Genomic DNA, 14,411 nt, shown 5'->3' with positions numbered 1-14,411 from the left:
AGGTCGCTGAGCTCGCATGCTCCGCAGCGCGCTGATGTCGAAGCGGGTCTCGACGACCCGGCATCGATGCCGACGGCGACACCGATCTCGCAGATGCTGCCGCGGTCGTCATTGACCGTCTCGACGTCTACGGCGGCGAAGGACAACGCCGATGCAGTGATTGGGAGTGCGGACATCACTTCCGTCCTTTCACAGGGCTGCGGGGTCGACGTCGAGGTGTCTGAGGAAATCGTCTTCGGCGAACACTTCGATGCTCTGGCCCTTGCTCCCGTGGTAACCCGGGGCTGGATCAACGGGATCGCCGACCTGATCGAGAACTACCGAATCGTCGTCGACGGTCCCGAACCCACAACAGCCGCGCCGAAACGGGACGTCGTCGTTGTCCCTGACGAGTACGGTGACGAGCCGATCGGCTCGGGCGAGCACGCGTGGTGCAAGAAGTGGGCCGAGCAGCCACTGGACCGCTTCGAGGAAAGGCATGCAGCGGTGTATGAGCAGCGCCTGGTGAGCGGCGTGGTTTACGACACGCCGGTCAGATCCGATTCCGTTCTATTATTCCTCTTCGAGGGGCAGCCAGTGTTGCGAAGAGGGGCAGCCAGTGTTGCGAAGAGGGGCAGCCAGTGTTGCGAAATAGGACACGAGTCACCTCATCGGTACTTCTAACCTTCTCGAGTGCGCAATCGATGTGCATGTTCGGAACCGTTTCTTTACCCACTCGAGGAGTGACCATGGCCTTGTTTGCTGTGATCTGGTCGTATACAACCGATGCCTCTGTCAAAGAGGCCGCGCATGCCGAACACCTGACTTTCGTCAAGGATGCCGCTGCCCGAGGCATGCTGCAGGAGGCCGGCGCCTGGGCCGACGGCGCCGGAGCCCTACTGGTATTCCAAGCGGCCAGCGAAGACAGTGTGCGTTCCTTGCTTGCGGAAGATCCTTACGTCAAGCAGGGTGTCGTCGTAGAGCAGCGTATTTACCAATGGAATCCAGTCATAGGCCCTCTCGTCGGCGTCTAACGACAGTGGGGCACGTTCAGTATCTGGCGGCTCGTTGTCGAGGCATCCTTACGGTGCGCCTTCGGTAAGTACGTGGTCCGCGGTGTCGGTCCAGACGAACGGGCACCGCGGGTGTTCCACCCGTTGATGAAGCCGCGGATCTTGGTGGTCAGCTCCGTGACGGAGCCGCACAGCCCGCTGTGGATGGCCTGCCGTGCATATTCCGAGACCACACCTCCACAAGGTTCGTCCAGGATGCCGAGGCGGGGTGAGATGCCATGCATATGCGGATTTTCGGCCGGCCGCGCCCGGACTCGGTCTGCTTGTGGATGGCGTCGTTGCCCGTTACCGGATGCAGCTCTCGCTGCGGCGGGGCCGCCGGCGAGGTGTGTGAGGAAGATGAGGAAACCTGACGGTGATGTCGCGGGTTGCGCAGCTCGGTTACCGTGCCGGTGGCGATGTCCGGGGCGGAGAACAGGGTGAAGGTGCGGTGTCGGGCGTAGTCGTGGGTGTGCTTCCCGCGCGAGCCGATCCGCATCGACAGCGTTGGTGTGGTCCGGTCCCAAGGGGCTGAATCTGCCATATTTCGGTCCACCACAAGCACGGTTGCGTTCAACTTCGAACGGTGAGTTTCAAGCCGCGGCAGTAAAGTCCCCTCTTTTATGACGGTTGATCTCACTGCTGCAGCATTGTTCGCCGCGGGTCTGTGCGGCGAACAATGCTGCGGCCAACCTGCGCTCTGGAGGTGTGCTGTAGCTCCGGCGTAGGTCGCAGCTGCCAACCTGCACCCTTCTCGCGTGACAAATGATGTCGGCACTGCGGTGACGGAAATGCCTGATTGCGAAGTCGGGGTTTCGAAGTCTCTGCGGTCAAGGCGGACTGGCTCGAGTGCGTCCCGTATGTTGCGCAGGGTTGTACGGGGAGCGGGGGTATGTCGCAGGGATCGACCGTCCATGCCCGCCACCTCGATCCCGCGAGGTTTTGTCGTGCATCTACCCGCTCGACACAAGCCCGGATCTTCATATATACGTAAACTATTCCTCTATTGTGTTTTCGCGGCGGGGGTGTCATGCTTGCCCTGCACGGTGTTTCAGGTCACTTCCGGTAGTCACTGCTGAAGCGGATGGCAAGGTGGCCGGGGCGTTGGACGGCCCACTGGCTGTCGCCATCGCAGCGATTCGATGCCACTGCGCCGCAGTAGATGTGCGAACAGGGAGCGGATGTCGTGAAGGTCGAGTCGCTGAGTGGGCGATGCCGGTCCGGGTGCCGGCCGAATGCGCCGGGCAGCAGCGAGTCTGATGCCTCCGAGTCGTCAAAGGTCTTTGAGTGCAGGTCTTTTGAGGGTAAGGGAGCCAATTGTCCCAATTCCTGTGATTACCGTCGCTCTACCCGCCCCGAGCGCGGAAGGTCCGGCATCGACCCGCCCACGGTCGACGTTCGGACTACCGAACTGCCGAGAAGGGTTTCGCACCGGCACGGCTGCCGCGTTGCGCGGACGGCTGATCAGGCAATTCAACTCCGCGCCGGGTGGTGCACTTGCCACCATTTCTGCGCCTACACAGATCGGGGAACAAAGATGTCCGTGAACTTGGACCACCCAGCGTTGTCGTCGTCGATCGCTGACGGGAGAACGTTGTACATCGCAGGTCGATGGTGCACCGCCACCGACACTTTCAAGCGTGTAGATCCCTCCGATCTCCGCCGTGTGACGGGAATCTACGCTTCGGCGACTCCTAACGATGTCGAGGCTGGGTATGCGGCCGCTGCCGGTGCTCAACCAGCGTGGTCGGAGTCGACAGCGATTCAGCGGTCGGACTTTCTTCGTGCTGCCGCTGACCTTTTGGAAAGCCGCGTTCACGAAGCTGCGCTGACGATCACCGCGGACATGGGGAAGGCGATCCGCGACGCACGCGCCGAGGTCCTGCGAAGTGTCGCCATTCTGCGCTACTACGCCGGTGAGGTCCTGCAGCCCAGCGGGGAGACGTACCCCAGTGCTGATTCGCACACGATGCTGATGACGGTCGAGGAGCCGCTCGGCGTCGTTTGTGCAATCACGCCGTGGAACTTCCCCTTCGCGCTTCCGGCATGGAAGATCGCGGCGGCAATAGGTTTCGGTAACGCAGTGGTGTGGAAGCCCGCCGAGCCGGCCTGCGGATCCGCGGTGTTCCTGACGCGGATCCTCGAAGAAGCCGGGTTGCCCGCGGGGGTCCTCAATCTGGTGACGGGCAGTGGTAGGGGCCTTTCGGCGGCACTCACCGGGAACGCGCGACTCGCAGCCTTGACCTTCACCGGTTCGGGTGCGGTCGGGTCGCGACTGCGACAGGCCGTCGCCGATCGCAACGTCAAGGTCCAGCTCGAGCTGGGCGGCAAGAACCCATCCATTGTGCTCGCCGACGCCGATGTCGAGGATGCAGCGCTACAGATCGTCAAGAGCGCGATGCTTCATAGCGGACAGCGCTGCACAGCGACGAGCCGGGTCTACGTCGACCGCACCGTCGCTTCCCGGCTGGGAGAACTACTGGTGAAGCATGCTGACGCGCTCGTCGTCGGCGATCCGTACGACGATGCCACCGACATCGGGCCCCTGGCCTCGGTGGAGCAACGCGACACGGTGGCCGGATACCTGCAACTCGCCCGCGACGAGAACGCCGAGTTCCTCACCGGCGGGGAGTTCGATTCCGGCACTTGCTATATCGCACCCACCATTCTGGCCGGAGTGTCGGAGAAGAGCAGGCTCGTCCGGGAGGAGATCTTCGGACCAGTCGTGACCGTGCACGAAGTCGACGGATTCGACGATGCACTGTTGGCCGCGAACGACACGGACTACGGTCTGTCCTCTGGAGTGTTCACCAGAGACATCGCGACCGCGATGACCTTCATCCGGCGCACACAATCGGGGTTGGTGCACGTCAATCGCGAGACGAGCAGTGTCGAGCCACATGTGCCGTTCGGTGGCCTCAAAGGCTCGAGCAGCATGAGCAGAGAACAAGGGAAGGCCGCACGTACCTTCTTCACAACCACCAAGACCGCGTATGTCCGCTGGACCTAGAGGCCACGCCGAACGGCCGTCGCGTAATCAAGACAACCCCCCAAGTAACCCTGGGCATCAAGAGGAGACCAACATGAGCACTGCCGCACCAGCTGTGACCGAAGTAGTCGACGTTCTCGTTGTAGGAGCAGGATTCGCCGGGCTGTACCAGCTCGAACATCTGCGGAGTCGAGGGTACTCGGTAAAAGTAGTCGAGGCGGGTGAGGACCTGGGCGGAATCTGGCACTGGAACCGCTACCCGGGTGCCCGAGTGGACAGCGAAGGCCCCATCTATCAGTTCACGCGGCCCGACCTGTGGGATGACTTCGCGTTCTCCGAGCTCTACCCGGGAGGGGAGGAACTGCGCCGTTACTTCAAGTACGTCGACGCGAAGCTCGATCTGAGCAAGGACATCTACTACAACACCCGGGTTGCTTCTGCCGAGTTCAACGATAAGACGAATACCTGGACCGTGACCGCGGAGAACGGAAGCATTTTCGTCTGCAAGTACTTCGTTCTGTGCACCGGATTCGCAGCAAAGCCGATCTTCCCGAAGCTCCCGGGAATGGACAGCTTCACAGGGATCAGCCACCACACCGGTCTGTGGCCGGAAGGCGGAATCGATTTCGCAGGAAAGCGAATCGCCATTATCGGTACGGGCGCCAGCGGTGTGCAGGTCGCGCAGGAAGCGGCGAAGGAAGCCGCACAGCTGACCATCTTCCAGCGCACCCCCGTTCAGGCGCTCCCGATGCGACAGCGCCAGCTCACCGACGAGGACAACGCGAAGATCAAGTCCGATCTGGCGGACAGATTCAGTCGTCGTTCGGCGTCGTTCTCCGGCTTCGACTTCGACTTCATTCCCAAGTCAGCCCTCGCGGTGAGCGACGAGGAACGAACCACCACTTACGAGCGACTGTGGGAGTTCGGTTTCGAGTTCTGGCTCGGAACGTACCAGGACGTCTTCGTCGACGATGCTGCAAACGACACGGCCTACGAGTTCTGGCGTGACCGGACGCGTGCCCGGATCAAGGACCCGGTCGTCGCCGAGAAGCTGGCGCCGATGAAGAAGGCGTACCCCTTCGGCGTGAAGCGCCCCTCGCTGGAGCGGACGTACTACGACATCTTCAACCAGGACAACGTGCGTCTGGTCGATCTGCACGAGGACCCGATCGAGACGATCACGCCCACCGGGCTGACGACCACATCGGATGAGCACGAGTTCGACATCATCGTCTATGCAACGGGCTTCGATGCCGTCACCGGTGGCCTGACCGCCATCGACATTCGCGCCACCGACGGTACATTGCTGCGGGACAAGTGGTCGAACGGTGTGCGGGCAAACCTCGGGGTCGCAACGGCAGGATTCCCCAACCTGCTGTTCCTCTACGGACCACTGAGCCCGTCGGGCTTCTGCAACGGGCCCAGCTGCGCCGAAATCCAAGGTGACCTCATCGTCAACACCATCGACTACATGCGGGACAACGGGTTGAACCGTATCGAATCCGAGGCGGACGCGGATGCTGCCTGGTCCGATCACGTCGCCGAGCTGACGGCCGAGGCGCTCTACGACAAAGCCGACTCCTGGTACATGGGTGCCAACGTCCCGGGTAAGCCGCGGCAGTTGCTGAACTACCCCGGTGGTCTTCCCCTCTACCTGGCCAAGTGGGACGAGACCGTGTGTGCGGGATACAAGGGCTTCACGCTTTCCTGAACAGTCAATTTTCCTCCCTCGAGCAGCGATGAAAGTGAGCAACACATGTCCGTGAGCAAAGAATCCCTGTTCCTCAATGACCTGTACGCCTCGTGGCTCACCCGGTCCGAAGGAATGGACCTCGCCAGTCAGCGAGATATGTTCGAAGAGTGGCATCTTCCGACCATCGAACCCGTCGACGTCACCTATGAGGAGGTGACAGCCAACGGTGTGCCGGCAACGTGGGCAAAGCCTGTGGAGGCAGCCGAGGACCGCGTGATCGTCTTCACCCACGGTGGCGGGTTCGTGACAGGTTCACGGTTCTCACACCGCAAGCTCGCGGCACACCTCGCCAAACTGGCGGGTGTTCACGCCCTGATCGTGGACTACCGGCTCGCGCCGGAGCACAAGCACCCCGCCCAACTCGAAGACTGCATGGCCGTCCACAAGTGGCTCCGCACGCAGGGTTACAAGGCGGAGTACACGGCGACAGTCGGCGACTCGGCGGGCGCCAATCTCGCGATCTCGACAGCGTTCGAACTCGCGAGCCTGGAACTTCCCACTCCTGCTGCCGTCGTCACGCTTTCGCCGTGGCTCGATATGGAGATCGAGGGGTTGACGGTCGATTCGAACGACGCGGTCGACGTATTGGCCAAGAGGGCGGTTCTGGAAATGATGCGGGAGATGTTCCTCTCCGACCCCTCAGATGCAACGGACCCGCGGGCGAACCCACTGCTCAACGACTACACCGACTTCCCTCCGGTGTACGTATCGGTCGGAGGCTATGAGACCCTGCTGGACGACTCACGTCGGTTGGCCGAATTGATCGAGAAGGTGAGCGGCGAGGTCGTGCTCGACGTGGTCGATGAGCAACAGCATGTATTCCACTTCAACGCGGGTCGGGCACCGGAGGCGGATCAAGCGTTGAGCCGGATTGCCCGGTGGCTGCGACCCAAGTTGGGCCTCGCCTGAACCCCGCCTGCGCCGCGTGCATATGAACGCGAAGGTGTTCGGCGGCAAGAGGTGAACGCGCTCGTCGGCGGCGGTCCACACCGGTGTGGACCGTCGCCGACGAGTTCGTTCGCGTGCCGGTCGGGTACCAGTCGAACGATCGATCCGCAGTGAAGATAGGGAGATACACCCATGGACAGTCCAGTCCTCGTCCAACGCGACGGGTTCATCGAGACATGGACGATTAATCGACCCGCGCAGAGCAATCCTGTTTCCGGGATGGACGTAGTCGACGCATTGGTCGCCTGCGTCGAGGCCGTCAACGCCGACTACGGTGTGCGAGCTGTCATCGTCACCGGTGCCGGATCGACGTTCTCCGCCGGCGGCAACGTCAAGGACATGGCGAATCGTCGCGGATTGTTCGGGGGGAAACCTCACGAACAACGCGATGGCTACAGAGCTGGGATACAACGGATTCCGCGGATCATGTACAACTGCGACGTACCGCTCATCGCAGCAGTGAACGGCCCTGCAATCGGCGCCGGATGCGACCTCGCCCTCATGTGCGACCTCCGCATTGCCAGCAGGACGGCCTTCTTTGCAGAGAGCTTCGTCAAGCTGGGAATCATCCCGGGTGACGGTGGCGCGTGGCTGCTGCCCAAGGCCGTCGGGATGGCGCGGGCGGCTGAGATGATCTTGACGGGCGACCGTGTCGACGCGGTCGAGGCACTCGAGTGGGGATTGGTCTCCAGTGTCGTGGCGCCGGAGAAGCTGCTCGACGAAGCCCGCGCGCTCGCCGGCCGGGTGGCCGCCAATCCGCCGCACTCGGTACGGATGGCCAAGCGGCTCCTGCGCGAGGGACAGCACCAAAGCCTCGACAGTCTCCTCGAATTGTCCGCTGCCATGCAGGCGCTGGTTCAGCAGACGACCGATCACACGGAGGCAGTCAACGCCTTCATGGAGAAGCGAACTGCCACCTTCACCGGCGAGTGACGTGCCCGAGAACCGACGAACTCCGTGGAGGCGGATCGGATGCCTCCACGGAGTTCCTTTTTTTCAGGTCACCTCACGAAACGGGTGCCCACTTCTGATGGCGCCTGGGGTGCATCAGCGGGTGATGAGACCCCAGAGATTGTCGCAACCTGCGTCGAGAGCGGCGGTAGTCAAGATCTCGTCCCAGTAGTGGACCGATCCGAATTCCGAGCGCCACGCCAGGGCGGATGTGGTGAATTCGTGCAGCCGGTGCTCGCGGGTGGTGCCGATCGCACCGTGCACCTGGTGGGCGTTACGGACGACGACCGAGGCCGCGTGGCCGGCACACGACCGGGCGACGGCAATCAGGAGTTCGAGGTTCTCACTCGACCACTGCGTGCGAACCGCTTCCGTCAGTGCCGCTTCGGTCGCTGTTCGGGCGAGGGAAGCGTCGGCTGCCATGTCGGCCACCAGGTTCTGCACGGCTTGAAACCTGGCCAGTGGGCGTCCGAACTGCACTCGCTCGGTGGTGTGGGCGACGGAGAGATCGAGAATGCGGTCGAGGGCGGCACACACCTGCAGCGCTCGGATGAGGGCGCCCCGCAGAAAAAGTTGGCGGATCACCGCGTCCGACACGGCGGTGCCCGACAATGCGGCCGTGTCGGCGGAAACGACGTCGCGGGGTTCGTCGGCGAGGTTGGACCCGGAGGTGATGTCGAAGACTGTTGCCTCGAGGTCGGCGACGACGTACGTGTCGTTCTTCCGCCAGACCGTGACGATCCTGTCTGCCTGGGACGCCCACGGCACGCCGCGGGCGACGCCGTTCTCGTCGAGTACGCATGCAGTGAGCCGCGCATCGTCCATCGGGAGGCCGGCCTCGTCGAGGAGCCAACCGGCGAGCAGGTCGTGTTCGGCGAGAGGAATCCGGACCCCGTGCGACACCGCGGCGCGCACGAGTTCCGCGGCCTCGTACCAGCCGGCGCCGCTGCCGCCGGTCTCTTCGCGGCCGGTCAGCCGGACCAGACCCAGTTCGTCGAGTTGCGCCCACAGCGAGGGATCGCACGTGGCCATCCCGTACTCGGGCCCGTTCCGTTCCCGGTGATCGGAAAAGACCGCGGACATCATGTCGATGAGGTCCGCGTCGACCGTGGTTGGTGCGTGCATCAGCGCATCCCCAATCCCCGCGCGATCACGCCGCGCAGAACTTCGTTGGTGCCGCCCCGCAGAGTAAATCCCGGGCGTTGGACGATGGCGTCCTCGAGCATCGAAAGATAATGAGTTGGCGAAGATTCGTCGGTGAGGAGGTCGGCAAAGTCGGCTACGTCGCCTTCGGTGGACGTCCCGAGGACCTTGACCACGGCGGCGGCGGTGTCGGCGGGTTCGTGGCGCTCGAGTGCGCCCGCCACTGCGGTCGACATCTGGTGCAGACCGGCGAGCCGTCCGAAATACCGGCCCAGGTTCGAATGCTGCGGCAAGGTTCCCTGCTTCATCTGTTCGGCCGTCTCGGCGAGCAGGACGAACGTCGACAGAAATCGTTCCGGGCCGCTGCGTTCGAAGCTGAGTTCCGAGGTGACCTGCTGCCACCCGTTGTCGATGGTGCCGAAGACCATCTCGTCCTCGACGTAAACCTCGTCGAGGAGGACCTCGTTGAAGTGGTGCTGCCCGTTCATCGACACGATCGGCCGGATGTCGACCCCGGGGGCGCGCAGATCGACGATGAACTGGCTGAGACCATCGTGTCGATGTGCCGGATCGAGTGGGGCGGTGCGGGCGAGGCAGATGAACGCGTCCGCGCGATGAGCACCGGAGGTCCAGACCTTGACTCCGGTAATAGACCACCCTCCGTCCACTCGGATGGCCTTTGTGCGCACACTGGCCAAGTCGGACCCGGAATCCGGCTCGCTCATACCGATCCCGAAATAGCATTCCCCGCGCGTGATCGCCGGCAAGAACTTGTGTTTCTGGACCTCGGTGCCGTACTTGAGCAGCGACGGGACAATCTGCCGGTCGGCGATCCAGTGGGCGGCGACGGGGGCGCCGGCGGCGAGCAGCTCTTCGGTGACGACGAACCGTTCGAGGTGGCGTCGACCGTGGCCGCCGTACTCGGCCGGCACGGTCATGCCGAGCCATCGGCGGGCGGCCAATGCACGTGTGAAGTCCTCGTCCCAACCAGTCAACCAGGAGTCGACCTGTCGGCCGATCTTGCCTTCACTGAGTTGCTCGGCAAGAAACTCACGGACCTCGGTCCGCAAGTCGTCCACGGCGTGTGGGTCACTGGAGACCGGGGGCACCAATCTGAGGTTGATCATGATGGTTCTTCCATTCGAGAGGAGGTGGCCTGAGGCGACGTCGCCGTCACGACGGATGCATCGGCCAGCGCATGGACGCGATCGGCGGAGTAACCGAGATCTTGGAGGATCGTGAAGGTGTCCTCACCGAGCAGGGGAGCGTGTCGGCTGAACGAAATCGGCGTGCGCGACATCGCGAACGGAGTGCGGGTGGCGTAATACTCGCCTTCGGTGGGATGTTCACGCTTGGTGATCAATTCCTGGTCCAGGACGTAGGCGCTCTCGTGTGCATGGGCGAGATCGAGTAGGTCAGACGCGGGAATTCCCTGTGTCTCACACAAGTTCAGCCATTCCCGGGTGGTCCGGCTCGGGACGGCCTCACGGATCGCCGAGAGAAGTTCGCCCATGTGGGTGTGGCGGTCGTTCACCGAGGCGTAGCGAGGGTTGTTCACCAGGTCGCCGCGGCCGGCGATGATGAAGAAGTCGTTCCAGTTCTTCGCCGAGTACGGCATGATGCAGATCCAGCCGTCGGCCGTCTGGTGCGGGACTCGTTCCGGTGTCAGTACCCGCGCCCATCCGAAGTTCCCTTCGGCGGGGGCGAAGGTGTGGCCACCGAAGTGCTCGACGAGATTGAAGCCGATCATCGCGTCGACCATCGGCACGTCGACCTCCTGACCGAGGCCGGTGCGGTTCTTCTCCATCGCGGCGGCGAGGACGGCGATGACGATGTAGAGACCGACGACCTTGTCGGCGATGACGTATGGGGCATAACGAGGTTCACCGTCGATGAGTTCCGTGAGTTTCGCGGCGCCGGACGCTGCTTGCACGATGTCGTCGTAGGCGGGGTAGTCCCGGAAGGCGGTCTCGGAGCCGTACGCCTGTGCGGTGCAGAGGATCAGTCCCGGATTGTTCTCCGAGAGCCGCTCATAGGTGATGCCCAACTTCTGCCGGGAGCGCGGCCGGAGATTCGTCACCAACACATCCGCGGTACGCACCAGATCGTCGAGGATCTCGCGGCCCTCCTCGGAGGCGAGGTCGATCGCGATGCTGCGCTTGTTGCGCTGGAGGTTGAGTGTCAGAGCGCTCATACCTTCATGGCGGCGGGCACCTACATCTCGGCTCATGTCACCGTCGAGACTCTCGACCTTGATGACGTCTGCGCCCATGTCGGCGAGGGTTGCGGTGGCGAAGGGACCCATGATCACGGTCGTCAGATCGATGACGCGCAGACCATGAAGAGCGCCGGGTGTGAGTTCCACTGAAACCTCTTTCGCTGCGACAGGAAGCACTGCAAGGACTATGTCAGCTGGAGTAATTTTCCGCAATAAGGGACTGAACTACATATATACGTAAGATAGGGTGGGTGGTGACCGCTCGGATGGAGCAGTGCCCGTAGGGAGAATGTGCCGTGATGCAATCAGATGACGCCTTCAATGTTCGAGGCCGCAGTCGCCATCGGACCGTGGACCGCATTGCTGCGATTCTCGAGCTGGTGGCCCGATCCCGTACCGGACTGACCTTGAGTGGGATGGCCAAAGAGCTGGACGCGCCGATCAGTTCGACGCAAGGTCTCGTCAACGGTCTGGTGGCGACGGGTTATCTCGAGGAGCACGAGCGACGGTACTCGCTCGGCAGTGCCCCGTATCTACTCAACCGCCTCGCTGGGCGGCAGCCCGTCTCGACGGTCACGCACGCCGACCTGGAAGACGTCCACGCGAGTTCCGGCTTGACAACCGTGCTGTCGATCGCTGTCGGTCCGAACATTTTCTACGTCGACTACGTCTCTTCCGACCCACGGTTCGCGTACCTCGCCGAGAACTACGTGAGGCGATCGCTCATCCGTACCTCCGGCGGCTGGATACTGCTTGCCGGGATGGAGAAGCGTGACCTCTGGGCGTACATCCAAACTCTGCCCGACGAGGATCGCGACACTGTCGAGCGGTTCTTCGCTGCCCTACCGGAGATCGAACAGACCGGAATCTGCGCCTCCCCCAACGAGTCGACCGACGGCGACGGTGTCTCGGTCGCGGTTCGTGAGAACGGCAAGACCGTCGCCGCCGTCGGTGTCATCGCACCACACACGGTGATCACGAAGGAGCGCGACAGGTTGGTCGCCCTCTTGGAGCAAGGTGCCCGGAGTTGGTCCGATCGCGTACGACCGTAATGCTGTCAACCCGGGACACCGTGGTCAGTCGGCGAACTGCTTGCCGAGGAATTCGACGACGGCACCGTGCAGTTCGGCGCTGCGCGGAATGGCACCGGTCATCCAGTACACGGCATGGACAAGGCCTTCATACAGTTCGACCTGCACGGGGACGCCCTGGTCGGCCAGCCTCCGGCCGTAGTCCACGCCCTCGTCCCGAGTGACCTCGTATTCGTTGAGTAGCAGCAGGGTGGCGGGAAGCCCCGACAGATCCGCGGCCTTGGCCGGGGAGGCGGACGGATTCTCGGCGTCTTCCGGGGTGACCAGGTACTGCTCCCAGAACCAGTCGATGGCTGCCGTGGTGACCAGGTACCCCTCGGCGTTCTCCTCGCGCGACGGGAATCGTGCCGTGCCGTCGATGACCGGATAGATCAATACCTGAGCGCGCAGTGCCGGAGCACCGGTGTCGCGTGCCCGGAGGGCCGTGACCGCGGCCAGGTTGCCTCCGGCGCTGTCACCCATGACTGCGACGCGGGTGCCGTCGCCACCGAAGTCGGCTGCGTGCTCGACCACCCAGTTCAGTGCGGCGAACGCATCGTCGGGTGCGGCAGGGAACTTGTGCTCGGGAGCCAGCCGGTAACTCGGTGCAGCCACGATGACCTTCGCGTCGGCGGCCAGCGCGCGACATGGTTGCTCGGTGACGTCGAGGCTGCCGGCGACCCAGCCACCGCCGTGGAAGTACACGACGACCGGCAGAGGTGTGTCGGACTCCGGGATGTAGAGACGCACCGCCTGGACGCCACCCGGGCCGGGGTAGACCGTGTCGACGACACGAGCGAGGTCCGCCTTCGGTGCCTGGAGGCCGCTGAAGGACTCGACGACCCCACGGACTTCGGCAATGCTCATCTGCTCGAACGACTTCAGTCCCTGCTCGTGCAGAGTGTCTATCAAATTCTTGACCGCAGGATCGAGTGCCATGGTGTTCTCCTTCATGTCATGAGCAAGTCTGTTCAGCCGACAGGTGGAGTCACCCTATGGGTGCGTTCGGCGCGGGGAGTGTCCGAAAATCACACACCCATCTGCGCCCCCGGTGGCACGGCCGTGTGTTTCACAATCGGACACGCCGACGCCCTACTGCGGTTCTAGTTTCATTCGGAGTGATCAACAGACGGCTGGAATTTCAGCGTCGCCGACAGAGAGGTGGGGCAGTGAGCGCGATTGCAGCGATCGAAGGAAGCGGTGCCCATCGGACCTTGGTGTTGCACGGCTGGGCGCTGGACAGCAGCGTGTGGCTCACCGCCCGCGCCCGGATGGATCAGTCCCGCTTCACCTACGCGTACCTCGACTTTCCGGGATACGGGGTCAACCGGCCCGAAGCACCGGCCGACGGAATCGACGGGATGGCCGCGGTTGCCCTCGACGCCGCCGATCAGCTCGGGTGGTCGACCTTTTCTGTTCTCGGTCATTCGATGGGCGGCACCACAGCGCTTCGGGTGGCGACCCTCGCACCTGAACGTGTGACCTCGGTCGTCGCACTGACGCCCGTCTCGCCGGCAGGTACCCCTCTCGACGAGGCGACCTACGGTTCCTTCGCCGGGGCCTGGGCAGACCCGGGTGCAGCCATCCGTGGCGCACTGGCACCGTACATCGACGAGACAGATCTGAAGAACCTCGTCGACCGCAACCGCTCGACGATGGACCAGGCAACCTGGGAGGCCTACCTGAAGAACTGGACCAGTCCCGACTTTCTCGACCGGATGGGCATCTACGAAGGGCCGACCACTCTGATCGTGGGGGAGAGCGACCCGTTCGTCACCGCCGAGTACCTCGGGGACACGTTGGCGGCCTTGAAGCACGGGAATCTGAGGACCGTGCGGGGCAAAGCCGGGCACTACCCCATGGTGGAGAACGCTCCGGAGACGGTGGCGTTGTCGGAGCAATCTCTGTACTGATCTGACCGGGCACGTAACCCGGGGTTCCGGCCCCGCCACGTTCAAATTACGAATCCAGGGAGGATTCATCATGTTGAATCACGTTGTGACGTTCATATGGAAGCAGGACATCAGTGACGATCAAATTCAGTCCTTTCACGAAGCTCTGAGCACAGTCTCGGATACTATTCCGGAGGTCGTGGAATACCGTTACGGGAGGGATCTGGCTCTCAAGCCCGGCAGCGGCGACTACGCAATCTCCGCGACCTTCGAAGACGTCCCCGACTTTCGCACCTACCTGGCGCATCCCGCTCATGTGCGCCTCGTCCAGGAATTCATTTCGGTGATGGCCGAATCGTATTCGTCCGTTCAGATCGTTTTCGCGTCTGTATATTATAGACAGGACCGTCGTTAGG

General features: G+C 62.9%; 13 protein-coding genes. 9 read left to right on the top strand and 4 right to left on the bottom strand.

Features of this window, described 5'->3' with window-relative positions:
- Positions 1-66 precede the first annotated feature (66 nt).
- From ACFTZB_RS12525 to ACFTZB_RS12500, 6 genes are all read left to right on the top strand, one after another.
- Positions 67-663, top strand: a complete 597-nt coding sequence (locus ACFTZB_RS12525; protein ID WP_378431933.1) for a hypothetical protein — start codon at positions 67-69, stop codon at positions 661-663.
- 65 nt (positions 664-728) lie between these two features.
- Entirely contained in the window at positions 729-1,013 is a 285-nt protein-coding gene (locus ACFTZB_RS12520) for a YciI family protein (protein WP_276142474.1), read from the top strand.
- 1,555 nt (positions 1,014-2,568) lie between these two features.
- Positions 2,569-4,041 (top strand): aldehyde dehydrogenase family protein, encoded by a 1,473-nt coding sequence (locus ACFTZB_RS12515; protein ID WP_378431956.1) that lies wholly within the window; start codon positions 2,569-2,571, stop codon positions 4,039-4,041.
- Between the two features lie 73 nt (positions 4,042-4,114).
- Entirely contained in the window at positions 4,115-5,731 is a 1,617-nt protein-coding gene (locus tag ACFTZB_RS12510; RefSeq protein WP_378431932.1) for a flavin-containing monooxygenase, read from the top strand.
- A gap of 45 nt (positions 5,732-5,776) precedes the next feature.
- Entirely contained in the window at positions 5,777-6,682 is a 906-nt protein-coding gene (locus tag ACFTZB_RS12505; RefSeq protein WP_378431930.1) for an alpha/beta hydrolase, read from the top strand.
- Positions 6,683-6,853: 171 nt separating this feature from the next.
- Positions 6,854-7,654 carry a crotonase/enoyl-CoA hydratase family protein gene (locus ACFTZB_RS12500; RefSeq protein ID WP_378431928.1) on the top strand — a complete coding sequence of 267 codons (801 nt, stop codon included), beginning with the start codon at positions 6,854-6,856 and terminating at the stop codon, positions 7,652-7,654.
- A 114-nt stretch (positions 7,655-7,768) separates the two neighbouring features.
- Here the strand turns inward: ACFTZB_RS12500 and ACFTZB_RS12495 are convergent, their stop codons facing one another.
- From ACFTZB_RS12495 to ACFTZB_RS12485, 3 genes are read right to left on the bottom strand one after another with little or no spacing between them, the layout of a single operon-like run.
- The gene (locus ACFTZB_RS12495; RefSeq protein ID WP_378431927.1) at positions 7,769-8,797 is read right to left on the bottom strand and encodes an acyl-CoA dehydrogenase family protein; all 1,029 of its coding nucleotides are present in this window, start codon (positions 8,795-8,797) and stop codon (positions 7,769-7,771) included.
- Complete coding sequence (locus ACFTZB_RS12490) at positions 8,797-9,942, bottom strand: acyl-CoA dehydrogenase family protein (RefSeq protein WP_378431926.1); 1,146 nt, start codon at positions 9,940-9,942, stop codon at positions 8,797-8,799. Before ACFTZB_RS12490 ends, ACFTZB_RS12495 begins: the two co-directional genes overlap by 1 nt.
- On the bottom strand, positions 9,939-11,180 hold the full coding sequence (locus ACFTZB_RS12485; RefSeq protein ID WP_378431925.1) for a CaiB/BaiF CoA transferase family protein: 1,242 nt from the start codon (positions 11,178-11,180) through the stop codon (positions 9,939-9,941). The genes ACFTZB_RS12490 and ACFTZB_RS12485 overlap by 4 nt, the downstream gene beginning before the upstream one ends.
- 152 nt (positions 11,181-11,332) lie before the next feature.
- Here ACFTZB_RS12485 and ACFTZB_RS12480 point away from each other — a divergent pair, with 152 nt between their 5' ends.
- Positions 11,333-12,085 (top strand): IclR family transcriptional regulator, encoded by a 753-nt coding sequence (locus tag ACFTZB_RS12480; RefSeq protein WP_378431955.1) that lies wholly within the window; start codon positions 11,333-11,335, stop codon positions 12,083-12,085.
- Positions 12,086-12,109: 24 nt separating this feature from the next.
- Here ACFTZB_RS12480 and ACFTZB_RS12475 read toward each other — a convergent pair whose 3' ends face one another.
- Positions 12,110-13,042, bottom strand: coding sequence for an alpha/beta hydrolase (locus ACFTZB_RS12475; RefSeq protein ID WP_378431924.1), 933 nt, complete (start codon positions 13,040-13,042; stop codon positions 12,110-12,112).
- A 230-nt stretch (positions 13,043-13,272) separates the two neighbouring features.
- On the opposite strand from ACFTZB_RS12475, the gene ACFTZB_RS12470 reads away from it, so the two are divergent.
- Both ACFTZB_RS12470 and ACFTZB_RS12465 read left to right on the top strand, forming a co-directional pair.
- Positions 13,273-14,016: an alpha/beta fold hydrolase gene (locus tag ACFTZB_RS12470; protein WP_378431923.1), complete on the top strand. Its 744-nt coding sequence runs from the start codon at positions 13,273-13,275 to the stop codon at positions 14,014-14,016.
- A gap of 70 nt (positions 14,017-14,086) precedes the next feature.
- A complete protein-coding gene (locus tag ACFTZB_RS12465; protein WP_378431922.1) occupies positions 14,087-14,410 on the top strand; it encodes a Dabb family protein in 324 nt (107 codons plus the stop codon).
- The last annotated feature ends 1 nt before the right edge of the window (position 14,411 follow it).

It is taken from the genome of Rhodococcus sp. NPDC057014, from assembly GCF_042673295.1.
Taxonomy (GTDB): Bacteria; Actinomycetota; Actinomycetes; order Mycobacteriales; family Mycobacteriaceae; genus Rhodococcus_F.
The sequence above is the reverse complement of the archived record's forward strand: the minus strand, read 5'-3'. Positions and strand labels throughout refer to the sequence as shown.